At 35.6% G+C, this 14,730-nt stretch carries 16 protein-coding genes; 13 read left to right on the top strand and 3 right to left on the bottom strand.

The window, feature by feature from the left end:
* The first annotated feature begins 234 nt into the window (after positions 1-234).
* From dhaK to dhaM, 3 genes are read left to right on the top strand one after another with little or no spacing between them, the layout of a single operon-like run.
* Positions 235-1,227 carry a dihydroxyacetone kinase subunit DhaK gene (gene dhaK / locus BUC25_RS07710; RefSeq protein ID WP_073201285.1) on the top strand — a complete coding sequence of 331 codons (993 nt, stop codon included), beginning with the start codon at positions 235-237 and terminating at the stop codon, positions 1,225-1,227.
* Between the two features lie 33 nt (positions 1,228-1,260).
* Entirely contained in the window at positions 1,261-1,881 is a 621-nt protein-coding gene (dhaL, locus tag BUC25_RS07705) for a dihydroxyacetone kinase subunit DhaL (protein ID WP_073201284.1), read from the top strand.
* Positions 1,882-1,885: 4 nt separating this feature from the next.
* Positions 1,886-2,275 (top strand): dihydroxyacetone kinase phosphoryl donor subunit DhaM, encoded by a 390-nt coding sequence (gene dhaM / locus BUC25_RS07700; RefSeq protein ID WP_073201330.1) that lies wholly within the window; start codon positions 1,886-1,888, stop codon positions 2,273-2,275.
* Between the two features lie 113 nt (positions 2,276-2,388).
* Here dhaM and BUC25_RS07695 read toward each other — a convergent pair whose 3' ends face one another.
* On the bottom strand, positions 2,389-3,570 hold the full coding sequence (locus tag BUC25_RS07695; protein WP_073201283.1) for a Gfo/Idh/MocA family protein: 1,182 nt from the start codon (positions 3,568-3,570) through the stop codon (positions 2,389-2,391).
* Between the two features lie 138 nt (positions 3,571-3,708).
* Between BUC25_RS07695 and BUC25_RS07690 the strand changes: the two genes are divergently transcribed.
* From BUC25_RS07690 to BUC25_RS07660, 7 genes are all read left to right on the top strand, one after another.
* On the top strand, positions 3,709-4,524 hold the full coding sequence (locus BUC25_RS07690) for an AraC family transcriptional regulator (RefSeq protein ID WP_073201282.1): 816 nt from the start codon (positions 3,709-3,711) through the stop codon (positions 4,522-4,524).
* Between the two features lie 134 nt (positions 4,525-4,658).
* Positions 4,659-5,810, top strand: a complete 1,152-nt coding sequence (locus tag BUC25_RS07685; protein ID WP_073201281.1) for a Gfo/Idh/MocA family protein — start codon at positions 4,659-4,661, stop codon at positions 5,808-5,810.
* Between the two features lie 12 nt (positions 5,811-5,822).
* Positions 5,823-7,001: a dihydrodipicolinate synthase family protein gene (locus BUC25_RS07680; RefSeq protein ID WP_073201280.1), complete on the top strand. Its 1,179-nt coding sequence runs from the start codon at positions 5,823-5,825 to the stop codon at positions 6,999-7,001.
* Complete coding sequence (locus BUC25_RS07675; RefSeq protein WP_073201279.1) at positions 6,998-7,819, top strand: sugar phosphate isomerase/epimerase family protein; 822 nt, start codon at positions 6,998-7,000, stop codon at positions 7,817-7,819. Before BUC25_RS07680 ends, BUC25_RS07675 begins: the two co-directional genes overlap by 4 nt.
* A gap of 171 nt (positions 7,820-7,990) precedes the next feature.
* Positions 7,991-8,392, top strand: coding sequence for a hypothetical protein (locus BUC25_RS07670; RefSeq protein WP_073201278.1), 402 nt, complete (start codon positions 7,991-7,993; stop codon positions 8,390-8,392).
* Positions 8,393-8,655: 263 nt separating this feature from the next.
* On the top strand, positions 8,656-9,171 hold the full coding sequence (locus tag BUC25_RS07665; protein ID WP_073201277.1) for a DoxX family protein: 516 nt from the start codon (positions 8,656-8,658) through the stop codon (positions 9,169-9,171).
* 54 nt (positions 9,172-9,225) lie between these two features.
* Positions 9,226-9,741 carry a DoxX family protein gene (locus BUC25_RS07660; RefSeq protein WP_073201276.1) on the top strand — a complete coding sequence of 172 codons (516 nt, stop codon included), beginning with the start codon at positions 9,226-9,228 and terminating at the stop codon, positions 9,739-9,741.
* Positions 9,742-9,873: 132 nt separating this feature from the next.
* Here BUC25_RS07660 and BUC25_RS07655 read toward each other — a convergent pair whose 3' ends face one another.
* Positions 9,874-10,707 (bottom strand): serine hydrolase domain-containing protein, encoded by an 834-nt coding sequence (locus BUC25_RS07655; protein ID WP_342039390.1) that lies wholly within the window; start codon positions 10,705-10,707, stop codon positions 9,874-9,876.
* Positions 10,708-10,729: 22 nt separating this feature from the next.
* On the bottom strand, positions 10,730-10,945 hold the full coding sequence (locus BUC25_RS19770) for a serine hydrolase (protein ID WP_073201274.1): 216 nt from the start codon (positions 10,943-10,945) through the stop codon (positions 10,730-10,732).
* Positions 10,946-11,386: 441 nt separating this feature from the next.
* Here BUC25_RS19770 and BUC25_RS07645 point away from each other — a divergent pair, with 441 nt between their 5' ends.
* From BUC25_RS07645 to BUC25_RS07635, 3 genes are all read left to right on the top strand, one after another.
* Positions 11,387-11,860, top strand: a complete 474-nt coding sequence (locus BUC25_RS07645; protein ID WP_073201273.1) for a hypothetical protein — start codon at positions 11,387-11,389, stop codon at positions 11,858-11,860.
* 123 nt (positions 11,861-11,983) lie between these two features.
* Positions 11,984-12,661, top strand: coding sequence for a GntR family transcriptional regulator (locus BUC25_RS07640; protein ID WP_073201272.1), 678 nt, complete (start codon positions 11,984-11,986; stop codon positions 12,659-12,661).
* A 17-nt stretch (positions 12,662-12,678) separates the two neighbouring features.
* A complete protein-coding gene (locus BUC25_RS07635) occupies positions 12,679-14,715 on the top strand; it encodes an alpha-glucuronidase family glycosyl hydrolase (RefSeq protein WP_073201271.1) in 2,037 nt (678 codons plus the stop codon).
* The last annotated feature ends 15 nt before the right edge of the window (positions 14,716-14,730 follow it).

Here is a 14,730-nt window from a genome sequence, read left to right as displayed (position 1 = left end):
CGGCTTTTCTGATCGTTGGAATAGTTAAAGTGTCCAATAAATGTTAATAAGTGTCCAATAAAATCTTGAAAGCGTCCAATAAAGTAGAAAAAGTGTCCAACAAATGACGAAAAGTGTCCAATAACCCAACAAAAGTGTCCAGAAAAACTTTGTCATTTTGGAACCGTTATTTTCTGGTAATTTTATTCGATTTTGTTTACGATGAAACTATACTAAAAATTGAGGTGATCCGTTATGAAAAAAGTGGTTAACAATGTCGATCAAGTAGTAGAAGAAATGTTAGATGGTATTGTAACGGCACATTCAGATTCTATCAAACGAATTGATAATACAACCGTGTTAGTCAGACAGGATGCACCGATTAAAGGTAAAGTAGGTTTAGTAAGTGGTGGAGGAAGCGGACACGAGCCTGCACATGCCGGCTATATTGGACAAGGAATGCTCGATGCCGCAGTGGTAGGAGAAGTTTTTACTTCACCAACTCCTGATCAAGTTTATGAAGCAATTAAGGCGGTGGATAGTGGGGAAGGTGTATTACTGATTATTAAAAATTACACCGGTGACGTAATGAATTTCGAAATGGCAGCGGAATTAGCAGAAGTAGAAGGAATTAACGTAGAAAAAGTTATCGTTGATGATGATGTAGCAGTGGAAGACAGTACTTTTACTACAGGACGTCGCGGCATTGCTGGTACTGTTTTTGTTCATAAGGTAGCAGGTGCAATCGCTGAATCAGGAGCTAGTTTAACAGAAGTGAGAGCTGCAGCAGAAAAAGTCATTGCTAATGTACGTTCCATGGGGGTTGCCTTATCTGCGTGTACAGTTCCTGCGGCAGGTAAATCAAGTTTTGCGTTAGATGATAACGAGATGGAAATAGGTATAGGTATACATGGTGAATCTGGTATTGAACGTGTGCCACTACAATCAGCTGATAAAATAGTAGAAAGATTACTTAACCAAATTACAGCAGATATCGATTATCAAGATAGTGAAGTAGCAGTGATGGTTAATGGTATGGGAGCAACACCTGAGATGGAGTTGTATATCGTTTATCGACATGTGGCAAAATTATTAGCCGAAAAAGGGATTACAATTTATAATAAATGGGTTGGTGAATATATGACTGCTCTAGAAATGTCTGGTTTTTCTATCACCCTGCTGAAAGTAGATGATCAATTAAAAGATGGGTTAAATGCTATTTCACAGGCAAAAGCATTTAGAGTTTAATTAAAAAAGAACGAAGAAGGAGTACAATACAATATGATTATTTTAACAGTTGAACAAACAAAACAATGGATGCAGGAAATTCAGAAAAGGATGGAAGCAAACAAGGAACAGTTAACAGCTTTAGATCAAGCAATTGGAGATGGTGACCATGGAATTAATATGGCACGAGGCTTCAATGAAGTTGTAAATAAAATTGATGATACAGAATACGATTCGGTTGCAGATGTTTTAAAATCGGCAGCAATGACGTTAACAGCTAAAGTTGGTGGTGCTTCAGGTCCATTATATGGAACCGCTTTTTTAAAAATGTCAATGGCATTACAGGATAAAGAAGTCAATCAGCAAAATTTCAAAGAGGCGATTGATGCAGCACTTGCAGGTATTAAAATGCGAGGGAATGCAGAATTTGGTGAAAAGACAATGTATGATGTTTGGTATCAAGTCGCTGAATTTTTAGCATCAGAAAACGTAGAAGATTGGGAGGAAATGATTGAAGCTTGTCAGGCCACAATTGAAGATACCAGAGAGATGGTTGCTACAAAAGGAAGAGCTTCTTATTTAAAAGAAAGAACACTAGGGCACGTGGACCCCGGTTCAATGTCATCGTTTTATATTTTTGAAGCATTGGTAGCAGTAATAGAAGTGGGGAATTGAAATGATGTCAGATAAAGTAGGTCTTGTTATCATTTCTCACAGCCCAAAGATAGGTGATGGTGTTTTCGAGCTTATTAAGCAAGTTATAACCGGAGTACCAATTGCAGTAGCAGCAGGAACAGATGACAATCAAATTGGAACGAGTATGGAAAAAATTATCGATGCAATTACTCAAGTAGACAACGGTAATGGTGTGTTATTAATGTACGATTTAGGTAGTGCAAAAATGAATGCCGAAATGGCAATCGAATTCTCTGAGTCTGCCAATGTCCAACTAGCAGACCATATTCCACTTGTAGAAGGAAGCTACATTGCCGCAGTGGAAGCAAACATGGGTAAATCTCTTCAAGAAATAAGGAACAGTCTACAAAAAATAGAATTAACTGAGATGTGAAAAAGACTTGAATCAACATCGAAGTAAATAAGTTAAATCCGAACGCTAACAACGTTCGGATTGTTTTAGTGCGTAATTAAGAGAAAAAATCTCCCACTGGTTTAAGTCTCGATTTATAACTTCACAATATCTCCTGCTTTACTCCATTCAATGCCCAGGTCATTTGGTAAACAAAATTGGTGGTAGCATTGTGTTAAGGTTTCATCCAGTCCCTGGACGGTGGTTAATTTGGTTTCTTCATTATATGCTATCCAATGTGCCGGGAAAGTTGGTATGTCTTTTATTGATTGATGCATGCCATAAATTGCCTGAACATGTGCTTTTGCAGCTTCTGGTCCACATAATATACTTTGATCGTCAGATTGGATTGCTTCTATCATGACCCCTAACTTTGCTAAATGATTTTTCTCAGGATCCTCGTATATTTTTTCTTTTCCATCATGCCATTTTGCTACAATTTCACTTCTCTCGCCATCTGGATGATACGTAATAGTAGCATCCTCAAATTCAAGCTTGTACTTAGGTCGATGCTCATCCGCCACAGCGTGTGATGCAAGGTAAATAATCTCCACATCATTTTTGGTATGTAAATGGACGGCGCAAGTATCAAATGTTTCAATCGGATTTGCACGATATAATTCGGCAGAAATTTGATCAATTTCAGCACTTTTTTCAATTTTATCACCAGATAAATATAATAAATGATGCAAGAAATGAGCTGTAGCATTATTAGCAACACTATCAAATATCATGTCACCATTTGGACTGAATTTTTTACCTGCCCAACCAGAGCGATTAAAATAGTCCGCATTACGTGGCCACAATACGAGACTTTTCATTCTTAAAGGTCTGCCAAACTGCCCTTTGAGTATATCTTGTTTCAAATCTTGAACAGAATCCGTAAATGACCAATTGAATCCAATGGCTAACTTTCTATTTGTACGATCTCTAGTTTTAATCATTTCTTCTAAATGGTCAGGATTCGCGGTAGCAGGCTTTTCGCAAAGTACGTGACTACCTTTTTCCATCGCAAGACACGCTTGATCCTTATGTAAATGAATTGGTGTTGAAATGATCGCCAAATCGGCTTTATTCTCCATATAAAAATCTTCTAATGAATCAAAGATAGGAATCTTTCTTTCTTTGATTTCTTGATAATAGTTCGATCTTTCTGGTGCAACATCTACAACACCTTTGACTAATGCGCTTTCATTTCCTTTATCGAAAAGACTTTTTAAATAGACGTTTCCATATCCACCGATTCCGACTAACACAACGGAAACTAAGGTTTTCATATTTAATTCTCCTCACTTTTTGCTTTTTTAAAATAAAATACATTATAATAGAATATATCATAACTTCCTAATTTTCGCAGTATCGCTTGATAAATAACTAGAAATTATACAAAGAAATCGGATAAGTGGGGGAAGTGTATGCTAAAAGATATTTTCATAGAACCGTTTGGTATTCAATTATATGAAAGCAAGCACCTTGCAGGAGACCGAATTGAAGAACACCATCATCAGGTATATCAATTAATCTACACATTGGAAGGTACAGGGAAGATTAGATTAAATGGAAAAGAATATCAACTTGAACAAGATCACTTAACGTTTATTACACCATTAACACCACATGCGATCGTGTCTGATCATAAATTAACAGTATTAGTTTTAGCTTTTGACAAACGTGTGATTAATTCTACCAATCAAAAGTTATTCGAAAACTCATTGTTTGAATCAAAATTCATCGGATTGAATCCATTTAATAGTAGTGAGATCCGGCAATTATTACGTACGATGCTTTATGAACAAGCAAATCAAAGTATTCATCAGGAGATGGCGTTAAAAATCTATTTATCTCAATTACTGTTATTGATATCACGTGGTGAAAAAGATGGGGAAACGAAAGACGCTAATACGCTTAGAGCGGACAGATTGCGAGATTATATCGATTCGCATTACTATGAATGGATCCATGCTGAAGATTTAGCTTCAAGATTAGGAATTAGTACACGACACATGAACACTATTTTTAAGGAAACATTTAATATGACTCCGATTCAATACTTAACAGAGGTTCGAGTGCGTTTAGCTAAAAAAATGTTAGTGGAGACGGATAAAGACATTGCATCAATTTGTTTTGAAGTCGGCTTCGAGTCCATATCCACTTTTTATCGAGCATTTAAGAACATAACAGCGATATCCCCTAATAAATATCGGACCAATCAAAAGCAGAGTTGCCAGTAAATCATTAAAAGTTGCCAGTAATCTCATCAATAATTCATTTCCGATTTTAAGAAATTCGTTCTTAGATTAATAAGACGGATTTTTTTTATTGCGTTACCATAGATGTATCTTAGCAATTGAAAGGGGAAAACAAAATGGCGCAGCAAAAAATCGGAATTATTATGAATGGTGTAACTGGAAGAATGGGGACGAATCAACACTTAATTCGTTCAATTAAAGCGATTAGAGAACAAGGTGGCGTATTATTAAAAAATGAAGATACGTTAATGCCAGATCCAATCTTGATCGGTAGAAATGAGAAGAAATTGAAAGCGTTAGCAGAAGCGCATGGGATTGAACGTTATTCGACAGATTTAGATGCAGCTCTTGCTGATGACTATAATGTGATCTATTTTGATTCACAGACAACCGTTCGCCGCGCAGATAGTATTAAACAGGCGATTGCAGCAGGGAAACATATTTACTGTGAAAAACCTACAGCTACTAATTTAGAAGGATCAGTTGAATTAGCAAAATTAGCAAGAGAAGCTGGAGTGAAAAATGGAGTAGTTCAAGATAAATTATTCTTACCTGGTTTATTAAAGTTAAAACGTCTTATTGATTCAGGCTTCTTTGGAAAAATGTTGTCGGTTAGAATGGAATTTGGCTATTGGGTGTTTGAAGGAGATTGGCAGGAAGGCCAGCGTCCATCATGGAATTATCGCAAGGAAGATGGTGGTGGTATTATCGTTGATATGTTTGCCCATTGGCGTTATGTGATTGATAATTTATTTGGAAATGTCAAGTCTGTATCCTGTTTAGGTGCGACACATATTCCAGAGCGTGTAGATGAAAACGGAGATAGATACAAAGCAACAGCAGACGATGCTGCATACGGTACATTTGAATTAGAGAATGGTGTTGTCGTACAAGCAAATTCATCTTGGGCAGTACGTGTAAATCGCGATGATTTATTAACGATTCAGGTTGATGGAACGGAAGGTAGTGCAGTAGCAGGTCTACGTGATTGTAAAATACAACATCGTGTGAATACACCGAAACCTACCTGGAATCCAGACATTGAAAATCCGTTTGATTTTGAAGCACAATGGCAGGAAGTACCGACAAATGATGTGTTTGATAATGGATTCAAAGTACAATGGGAACTATTTCTTAAGCACGTAGTTGAGGACGCGGAATTCCCGTGGGATTTATTAGAAGGTGCAAAAGGCACGCAACTTTCTGACCTTGGCTTAAAATCTTGGGAAGAAAGACGTTGGGTAGATGTACCAGAAATCAGATTGTAAGGAGGTACTAAAGTGACAAAGCTAATTTTACCAAACAAAGATCGCAAGTTGTACGCATATGAAACTAGTCCATTCACACCTTTTGACATACCAAAAGATAAACCTTTTCAAAAAAGAACAGCTTATTCAGCTGCACATGTGGTGGCAGATCCATTAGCTGATGCGGATCCAACATTACATTCGCAAATTGATTGGGATAAAACGATGGCATACCGTCATTACTTGTGGTCACTTGGACTTTCAGTTGCTGAAGCAATGGATACTGCACAACGTGGAATGGGATTAAGTTGGGAAGGCGCTAAAGAACTAATATCTCGTTCGATTAAAGAAGCTAAATCTGTTGGTGGTAACATCGCAAGTGGTGTTGGGACAGATCATCTAGAAGTTTCTTCAACTGTTACCTTAGAGGATGTTGAACAAGCATACGAAGAACAGGTCTCTTTTGTCGAAGGTGAGGGCGGAAAAATTATCTTAATGGCAAGTCGTGCACTTGCAGCATGTGCAAAAGGACCAGAAGATTATCAACGCGTCTATAATAAAATCTTACAAAATGTTTCAGAGCCCGTTATTTTACACTGGTTAGGTGATATGTTTGACCCCGCATTAAAAGGTTACTGGGGTCATCAAGACATAGATGAGGCCATGGATGTTTGTCTACAAATTATTCGTGACAATGAATCAAAGGTAGATGGAATTAAAATCTCACTTCTGGATGATCAAAAGGAAATAGAAATGCGTAGACGTTTACCAGATAGTGTGCGCATGTATACAGGGGATGATTTTAATTATCCAGAATTAATTAAAGGTGATCAAAAAGGATACAGTCATGCCTTATTGGGAATCTTTGATGCGATAGCACCAGCGGCGGCAGCAGCTATGCATGCGCTAGATGCAGGAGATCTTCAAAAATATGATCAGCTATTGGAAAAAACAGTACCATTATCTCGTCATATCTTCCAAGCACCAACCTTTTCCTATAAAACAGGTGTTGTCTTTATGGCATACTTAAACGGTCATCAGGATCACTTCCGTATGATTGGCGGAAAAGAAAGTGCGCGGTCTATTGTTCATTTATCGGATCTATTTGTAATGGCTGACGAGGCAGGACTGCTCAGAGATCCAGAAATGGCAACAAAAAGAATGCAACTGGCACTTGAATTAGCAGGTGTGAAACAGGAGGGTAACCGATGACAGATGATAAATTAATGAATCGTCTTAGTCTCAATCAAATTACGACAGAACAATGGAACCTCCAAGAAGCTGTCGAAGGTTGTGTACGTCATGATATATCATGGATTTCAGTGTGGCGTCATAAAATAGAAGAAATCGGTCTCAAACAATCAAAACGATTAATCCAAGATGCAGGACTGCAAGTTTCAAGTGTTTGTCGAGGTGGGATGTTTCCAGCTGCAACTGCCAAAGAACGAGCAGAAAAAATAGACGATAATAAAAGAGCCATTGAAGAAGCGGCTGAATTAGGAACAGACACACTTGTACTTGTTTGCGGTCCGAGTGCTGATAAAGATATCGACACTGCAAGAGCACAGGTGGCTGAAGGCATTGACAAGTTAGTTCCATATGCGAAAGATCATGGAGTAAAGCTTGCTATTGAGCCGTTACATCCGATGTTTGCAGCCGATCGCTCCGTTATTAATACATTAAACCAAGCAACTACAATTGCCGAAAAATATAGTGCAAATGAAGTTGGTGTGATCGTCGATGTTTACCATGTATGGTGGGATCCAAATCTTTATCATGAAATAGAAAGAGCAAAGGGAAAAATTCTAGGCTTTCATGTTTCTGATTGGAAAGTGCCAATGGCAGATATGTTTAAAGGACGCGCGATGATGGGTGAGGGCGTCATTGAAATAAATAGAATGAGAAAAGCAGTGGAAGATACAGGTTATTATGGTCCGATTGAAGTAGAAATTATTAATCAATCGTTATGGGATCGTAATGGGGATGATGTTTTAAAACAAGTTAAGCAAAGTTTTGCAAACCATGTATAGTAGTGTTGTAAAAAGTGTGGCTAAAAATGTCGCACTTTTTTCTATTATTTATTATTTAAAAATAGCGAACTTTATCAGGATTTATTTACTTGTTTATACTTCAATGGTAATTTAGTAGTATGAATGAAGTGATGCTTGGAGGGGAGAATCCTGAAAAACAATTAAGATTCAATGCAAATTTATATAACAATTGCACTAGGTATTATCTTATTAATAGGTATAGGATGGTTTGTCAAAAGCTACCTTGATGGAGGTACTGTTTTTAATAACAATGCGATTCAACAATATCCTTATGCTCTTCATAATTCAAGAGATATGATTAAAACGGATCAATATGTGCAAAATGGTACGAGGATTGCAAATGATGAAGAAGAACTAGAAGATAAAGTAGACCAAAAATTAGATGAGACACTAAATGAAGAAGAGGAAATAGAAAGTTATCATACTACGGAGGCAGATGATAATCGGTATACCAGTGATATCGATCAAGATATGCAAAACTTTGACTATTCCGTTCCATATACACCAGATGATGAAGAACGGGTAGTTCATAAGGATGTTTGTGCAAGATAATTAGTAGATAAGAAGAAACAATCTCTGATAGATACTGTTTCTTCATTTATCAACGGTCGCACAGATTATGATCACGTTAGCTTAAACGGTAAAGGCATAATCCTGTTGTCACAATTTAGACACACAAAATTGAACGAAATGTGAAATGTTGAACATAATGGTTGAATAAGTTTACCACCAGATGATATGATGTAAGTGTAATAAAGATAAACACTCACACAAATAAATGTGAATCATTGAACAAATAAAAAGGAGTGAGTAAAATGTTTGTTGAATTTTTAAGGAAAAATGGTTATGTTGCCGGTGTATTAGCAATTATTCGTATTTATCTAGGGTACCAATGGATGACGGCAGGTTGGGGTAAAATTACGGGAGGTTTTGATGCATCAGGATATTTACAAGGAGCGATCGGAAAAGCAGGAGGCGATCATCCAGCGGTACAAGGTTGGTGGGCAGCATTCTTAGAAAGTGTTGCATTACCGGGAGAAAATTTATTTACTTTTCTTGTAATGTGGGGAGAGTTTTTAGTAGGTATTGCTCTTGTTCTTGGGCTGTTTACAAATTTTGCAGCATTGATGGGAATTATGATGAACTTTGCATTTGTATTTAGTGGTACTGTAAGCACTAATGGTCAAATGATTTTGTTAACAGTATTTCTTTTAGTCGCAGGGTACAATGCAGGACGCTTTGGAGCAGACAGATATGTAATCCCATTTATTCGTAATTTTGTACAGGAAAGAAGAACCCAAACAAAAGCAGTAATTGCCGAAACAAATTAATTTATAACTTATCATGTGAAATGTTAAACAAAAACAAGTAGAGGAGTGTATAAAATGTTTGTAAATTTATTAAGAAATAATAAACTGATAGCAGGAATCTTAACATTTATTCGAGTGTATATCGGTTATCAATGGTTAGTAGGTGGCTGGGGTAAAATAACAGGTGGTTTTGATGCCGGAGGATTTATCCAAGGTGCAATCGGTAAAGCGACAGGCGATCATCCTGCAGTACAAGGTTGGTGGGCAGGTTTTCTTGAAGCAGTAGCTCTTCCAGGTGCAGATATATTTACTTTCGTAGTAATGTGGGGCGAGTTCTTGGTTGGGATTGCACTGATTCTCGGGGTATTCACTAATTTTGCAGCATTAATGGGAATTATCATGAACTTTGCTTTCTTATTCAGTGGAACAGTAAGCACAAATGCCCAAATGATCTTACTAACATTATTCTTACTCGTAGCGGGATATAATGCACGTCGCTTTGGTTTAGACCGATACGTTATCCCATTCTTAAAAGCAAAAGTACTTCACAAAAACGAGCAAGTATATGTTAAACCAGCAGAAATACATTAAAAAAACGCTATTTGAGAGAGTGTGGAAAAATAAAAGAAATAACATCAAATAGTATAAAAGAAACGCTCAGATTTTTCTGAGCGTTTCTAACGTATTTGGAAATGAAATCAATCTTGAACATATCACCAAATATTAGAGACGAAAAATCTTGCTTATTTTATCTGATAGTATTTGAAGAGGAGCTTCACCAATATTGCATAACATAATAAGTCCAAAATTTTTATCTGGAATCATTGATGCAAAACTACTGACTCCTGGATAACCTCCTGCATGTTCAATTACTTTTAATTCTCGCACTATTTTTACTTTCCAACCAAGACCATAACTTAACCCAGACTCTCTTTGTGCAATCATAGAAAACATCTTTCTTCTACTCGTTTGACTAATAACATTCTGTTCATTTCCCATTATTGCAATTAAATATTTTGCCATATCATTTGCAGTGGAGTAGATAAATCCAACAGGTGCCCCTAAAGGATTATGGGGAGTCGGTATTTTTATATAATCACATTTATCATACAAATAGTAATTACTCATATTGTGAAGTGAAGTCGTTGAGGGATTTATGTATGTGTTATCCATGTTTATGGGTTTTAAAATTTTTTTTATGACATATTCTTCCCAATGTAAACCACTTATTTTTTCTAATATATCAGCTAAAATAACATATGCATCTGTACAATAGCACCATCCTTCACCTGGTTGGTATGTTAAGTCAATATTTGAAAAATACTTCGTGATTTCTTCTCTATTTTTTATTTTAAAAATAGTATCATGAATGCTTGGAACTTGTTTAAAAATAAATTGGTATTCTGGAAGTTTTTTTGCAAATTCAAATAAAGCTTTGTCCAGCAACGTCACAAGCCATATATTATCTGGGAAACCAGCAGTATGACTCATTATGTGCTTAGAAGTAATCTTGTTGCATCTACCACTCTTTGTAGTAAAGTAAGGTAAATACTCAATAATTGGTGTATCTATCCTAAAATCAGTATTTTCCTCTAAATGTAATGCTCTTGGAAATGCTCATTATTGGACTAACTGTATTCTGTTGAAAAGGTCTTTTTAATTCTATGTTTGAATAACCAGAATCAAATTTGAAAATACTGTATCCTCTCGAAACAATTTGCAAACTAAACCCAGGTATCTTATGCTCATTTATAAAGTCTTCAGCAATCTCTGCAACTTTATGTAGATGTCTCATTCAAGTTTCGTCCTCCTTAATATCAATTATCTTTGCTAAACATGTCACATTCAGTTCAATTCTTAATAATACAACTTGTTCTAAGTATTAGAGGGAAGTCTAATCTATGAATTTTTAGAATTACAGATTGACTGGTGATCACAATTTATATCATTTAATCAAAAAAAAGGCACCCTATTTAAATAGGGTGCAAAGGGGGACAATCTATTTTGAATCAAAATACTGTACATGGATTCACACCAAACTTGGCATGAACAGTATATGTACACAACAACTATTACTGTAACCGTTTTCAGTATATAAAATTTAGAAAGCGATTTCAATGGGTAATTAGAACTATTTTATCTGTTAGTAATTGAGAATAATAATATACAATTCTTTGAATATGCTTTAGAAAGGCTTCTAGGAAGTTTATTCTATTTATAAAATTGGGTGATTAAATTGAAAAAAAGGCGATATTACTCTAAAAATTATCCTAATCTATTTTTTTTAACGGTAGTGTTAAGTGTAATTGTAACTTTATTGATTTATATCTTTATTCAACTTTTCTCGACAGAACGAAAAGTAATTAATTTCGTAGAGGAATTTTATCAGTATGAACAAAAAGGGGATTTTTCAAATTCATGGGAATTATTTCATTCCCATATGAAAGAAAAGTTTGATAAAACGGGCTATATACAAGATCGAGCTCATGTATTCTTTGATCACTTTGGAGTAGATACATTTGAATTTAAAGTGACTGATGCCGAAAAAATAAAAGGCTATCAGCTTGATCAAGAAAACAACTTTCCCCAAACCGCTTACAGGTTAACAGTTATCTATTTTTACGAAAGCAAATATGGCTATCTGGAAATCCATCAGCCAGTTATTGTTTTAGAAGAGGATCAAAAATGGACCATGCTCTGGGAAGACTAAATATATTATAAGAAAATCATTTGTTATTATATAGTTAGATAATTATTTTGTTTTTTTAAGTTGAATTAAGTCAATAAAAACAGTATAATGAATCTACCATACTAGTATAAAGAGGGTGTAGGAATGGTTACTCAAAACCAAAGAACCAGAGGCTCATCACGTGATTACGTATATGATACTATAAAAGCGCAAATTATGAACGGAGATATTGCTCCGGGGACGAAGTTATCTGAAAAAGAAATATCTGAAAAATTAGATGTAAGTCGAACGCCCGTCAGAGAGGCATTTTTAAAATTAAATCAAGAGGAGTTATTAGGTGTCTATCCTCAGATCGGAACTATTGTGACAAAGATTGATTTGAAACTTGTAGAAGAAGGTCGATTTGTTCGGGAAAATATCGAAAAAGCAATTGTTAAAGAAGCAGTTGAAATGATCAGTGAAGAAGATTTAATACAATTAGAATCTAATTTAACACTCCAAGAGTTTTCCTTAGAAAAAGGATCGTTTCAACGTTTATTTGAATTGGATGATGAATTTCATCAATTATTATATAGAGGATGTGGCAAGAACCGAACATGGGAAATGGTGAAACGTATGAATATCCAATTTGATCGTCTACGTTTGTTACGATTATCCGTAAACCATGATTGGAATATTATAGTCTCCCAACATAGGAAGATATTTGAAGCAGTTTCTTTAAAGGATACTAATTTAGCTGAACAAGCTAATACAGATCACCTGCAACTAGTAGATATTGAAAAAGATAAATTAAAACAAGAATATCCAGAATTTTTTGTATAATGAAGGAGGAATTTGAAATGAATCGTACTAAATATAATATGTGGTTGCAATATCGTCCAATCTCAAACATAAAACAATATGAATTATTAATGAATGAAATTAGTGTTTTTGGTGATACACCTGCCATTAAATCAGCAAAAGTAGAAGTAGATTTCGCATTATCAAAAATGTTAAACCAAGCAATAAAGGTAAAGGGGGAAGATCCTACAGCTAAAATTGTAATCGGTACCATAGAGAAACTTGGAAATTTACTTAATGAAACACAAATCCAAAAGTTAAAGTCTAGCAATGATGAAGGTTATCTTCTATCTAGTTCCAATCATCAATTAAAAGTGATTGGTAACTCGGATCGAGCGGTATTATATGGAGTGCATCATTTGATTCGTTTAGTACAACTGGAAAAGGATATAAGTGACCTTGAAATTTTTCAACAACCAAAAAATCAATTCCGTATGTTGAATCAGTGGGATAATCTTGATGGAAGTGTAGAGAGAGGGTATTCTGGTAATTCGATATTTTATAAGAATGGCCAAATTGTTCAGGATAAATCTAGAATCAAGGATTATGCCAGATATCTATCATCGGTTGGGATTAATGCGATTTCTATTAATAACGTTAATGTGTGGAAAGAAGAAACGTACTTTATTACAAAAAAATATTTACCAGAAATTAAACAAATCGCAGAAATATTTAGAGCATACGGTGTTACATTATATTTAAGCATTAACTTTGCCAGTCCAATGGCGATCGGTGGCTTATCAACAGCAGATCCACTAGATCAGTCTGTAAAAGAATGGTGGAGAGATAAAGCAGCAGAGATTTATGAATATATTCCTGATTTTGGAGGGTTCGTTGTCAAAGCGGACTCCGAACATCGACCTGGCCCTTTTACATATGATCGAGATCATGCAGATGGTTCCAATATGTTAGCGGAAGCATTAGAGCCATTTAATGGTAAAGTAGTTTGGCGTTGCTTTGTTTATAATTGTCTGCAAGATTGGCGAGATCGCTCAACAGATCGCGCAAGAGCGGCATTCGATCACTTTAAACCATTAGATGGGCGTTTTCATGAAAATGTTATTTTACAAATCAAAAATGGCCCAATGGATTTCCAAGTAAGAGAACCTGTTTCTCCTTTGATAGGGGCCATGCCAAACACCAATCAAATAATAGAATTTCAAGTAGCACAAGAATATACAGGTCAACAAATAGACCTTTGCTATTTGATTCCACAATGGAAACAAGTATTACAATTTGATACACATATCAAAGGTGAAGGCAGTAGTATAGAAGAAATTGTGGCTGGTAATATTCATCCTTATAAATACAGCGGAATTTCAGCAGTTTCCAATATAGGTGATGATGAGAATTGGACAGGTAATACACTAGCGCAAGCAAATCTTTACGGGTATGGCCGCTTAACATGGGACCCTTCTCTTTCAGCAAAGGAAATTGCTCAAGAGTGGATTATTCAAACTTTTGGTAATACAGAAACAATTATTGGAACAATAGAAGATATGTTATTAAACTCATGGGAAATTTACGAAAATTATACGGCACCTCTAGGTGTTGGCTGGATGGTAACACCAGGAGTTCACTATGGACCAAATATTGATGGCTATGAATATTCGAGATGGGGAACCTATCACTTTGCAGATCGAGATGGAATAGGTGTAGATCGTACCAAAGAAACTGGTACAGGATATACAGAACAGTATGAGGAACCAAACCAATCCAAATATAATAGCCTGGAGCATTGTCCTGATGAACTGCTTTTATTTTTCCATTACGTGCCATACAAGTATATGTTAAAAAATGGAAAAAGTGTTATCCAACATATTTACGATACCCATTTCAAAGGGTTCAATCAAGTGGATGGTCTGATTGAAAGATGGGATAGTTTAAAACAATATATTGATGAAGATCGTTTTGAAAATGTGCAAGATCGGTTGCAAAGACAAAAAGCAAATGCGCGAGAATGGCGTGATCAAATTAATACTTATTTTTATCGAAAATCAAGGATAAATGATCAACATAATCGCACAATTTATTGAGCTAAGAGGAGGTAT

The sequence above is a fragment of the Gracilibacillus kekensis genome, from assembly GCF_900143085.1.
Lineage (GTDB): Bacteria > Bacillota > Bacilli > Bacillales > Amphibacillaceae > Gracilibacillus > Gracilibacillus kekensis.
The sequence above is the reverse complement of the archived record's forward strand: the minus strand, read 5'-3'. Positions and strand labels throughout refer to the sequence as shown.

Excerpts from the sequence above, each read along its gene's own strand:
- BUC25_RS07660 (WP_073201276.1), top strand. The coding sequence starts at position 9,226 with ATGTTTGTAAATTTATTAAGAAATAATAAACTGATAGCAGGAATCTTA.
- BUC25_RS07635 (WP_073201271.1), top strand. The coding sequence starts at position 12,679 with ATGAATCGTACTAAATATAATATGTGGTTGCAATATCGTCCAATCTCA.
- BUC25_RS19770 (WP_073201274.1), bottom strand. The coding sequence starts at position 10,945 with ATGAGACATCTACATAAAGTTGCAGAGATTGCTGAAGACTTTATAAAT.
- dhaM (WP_073201330.1), top strand. The coding sequence starts at position 1,886 with ATGTCAGATAAAGTAGGTCTTGTTATCATTTCTCACAGCCCAAAGATA.
- BUC25_RS07685 (WP_073201281.1), top strand. The coding sequence starts at position 4,659 with ATGGCGCAGCAAAAAATCGGAATTATTATGAATGGTGTAACTGGAAGA.
- BUC25_RS07690 (WP_073201282.1), top strand. The coding sequence starts at position 3,709 with ATGCTAAAAGATATTTTCATAGAACCGTTTGGTATTCAATTATATGAA.
- BUC25_RS07695 (WP_073201283.1), bottom strand. The coding sequence starts at position 3,570 with ATGAAAACCTTAGTTTCCGTTGTGTTAGTCGGAATCGGTGGATATGGA.
- dhaK (WP_073201285.1), top strand. The coding sequence starts at position 235 with ATGAAAAAAGTGGTTAACAATGTCGATCAAGTAGTAGAAGAAATGTTA.
- BUC25_RS07675 (WP_073201279.1), top strand. The coding sequence starts at position 6,998 with ATGACAGATGATAAATTAATGAATCGTCTTAGTCTCAATCAAATTACG.
- BUC25_RS07640 (WP_073201272.1), top strand. The coding sequence starts at position 11,984 with ATGGTTACTCAAAACCAAAGAACCAGAGGCTCATCACGTGATTACGTA.
- BUC25_RS07665 (WP_073201277.1), top strand. The coding sequence starts at position 8,656 with ATGTTTGTTGAATTTTTAAGGAAAAATGGTTATGTTGCCGGTGTATTA.
- BUC25_RS07670 (WP_073201278.1), top strand. The coding sequence starts at position 7,991 with ATGCAAATTTATATAACAATTGCACTAGGTATTATCTTATTAATAGGT.
- dhaL (WP_073201284.1), top strand. The coding sequence starts at position 1,261 with ATGATTATTTTAACAGTTGAACAAACAAAACAATGGATGCAGGAAATT.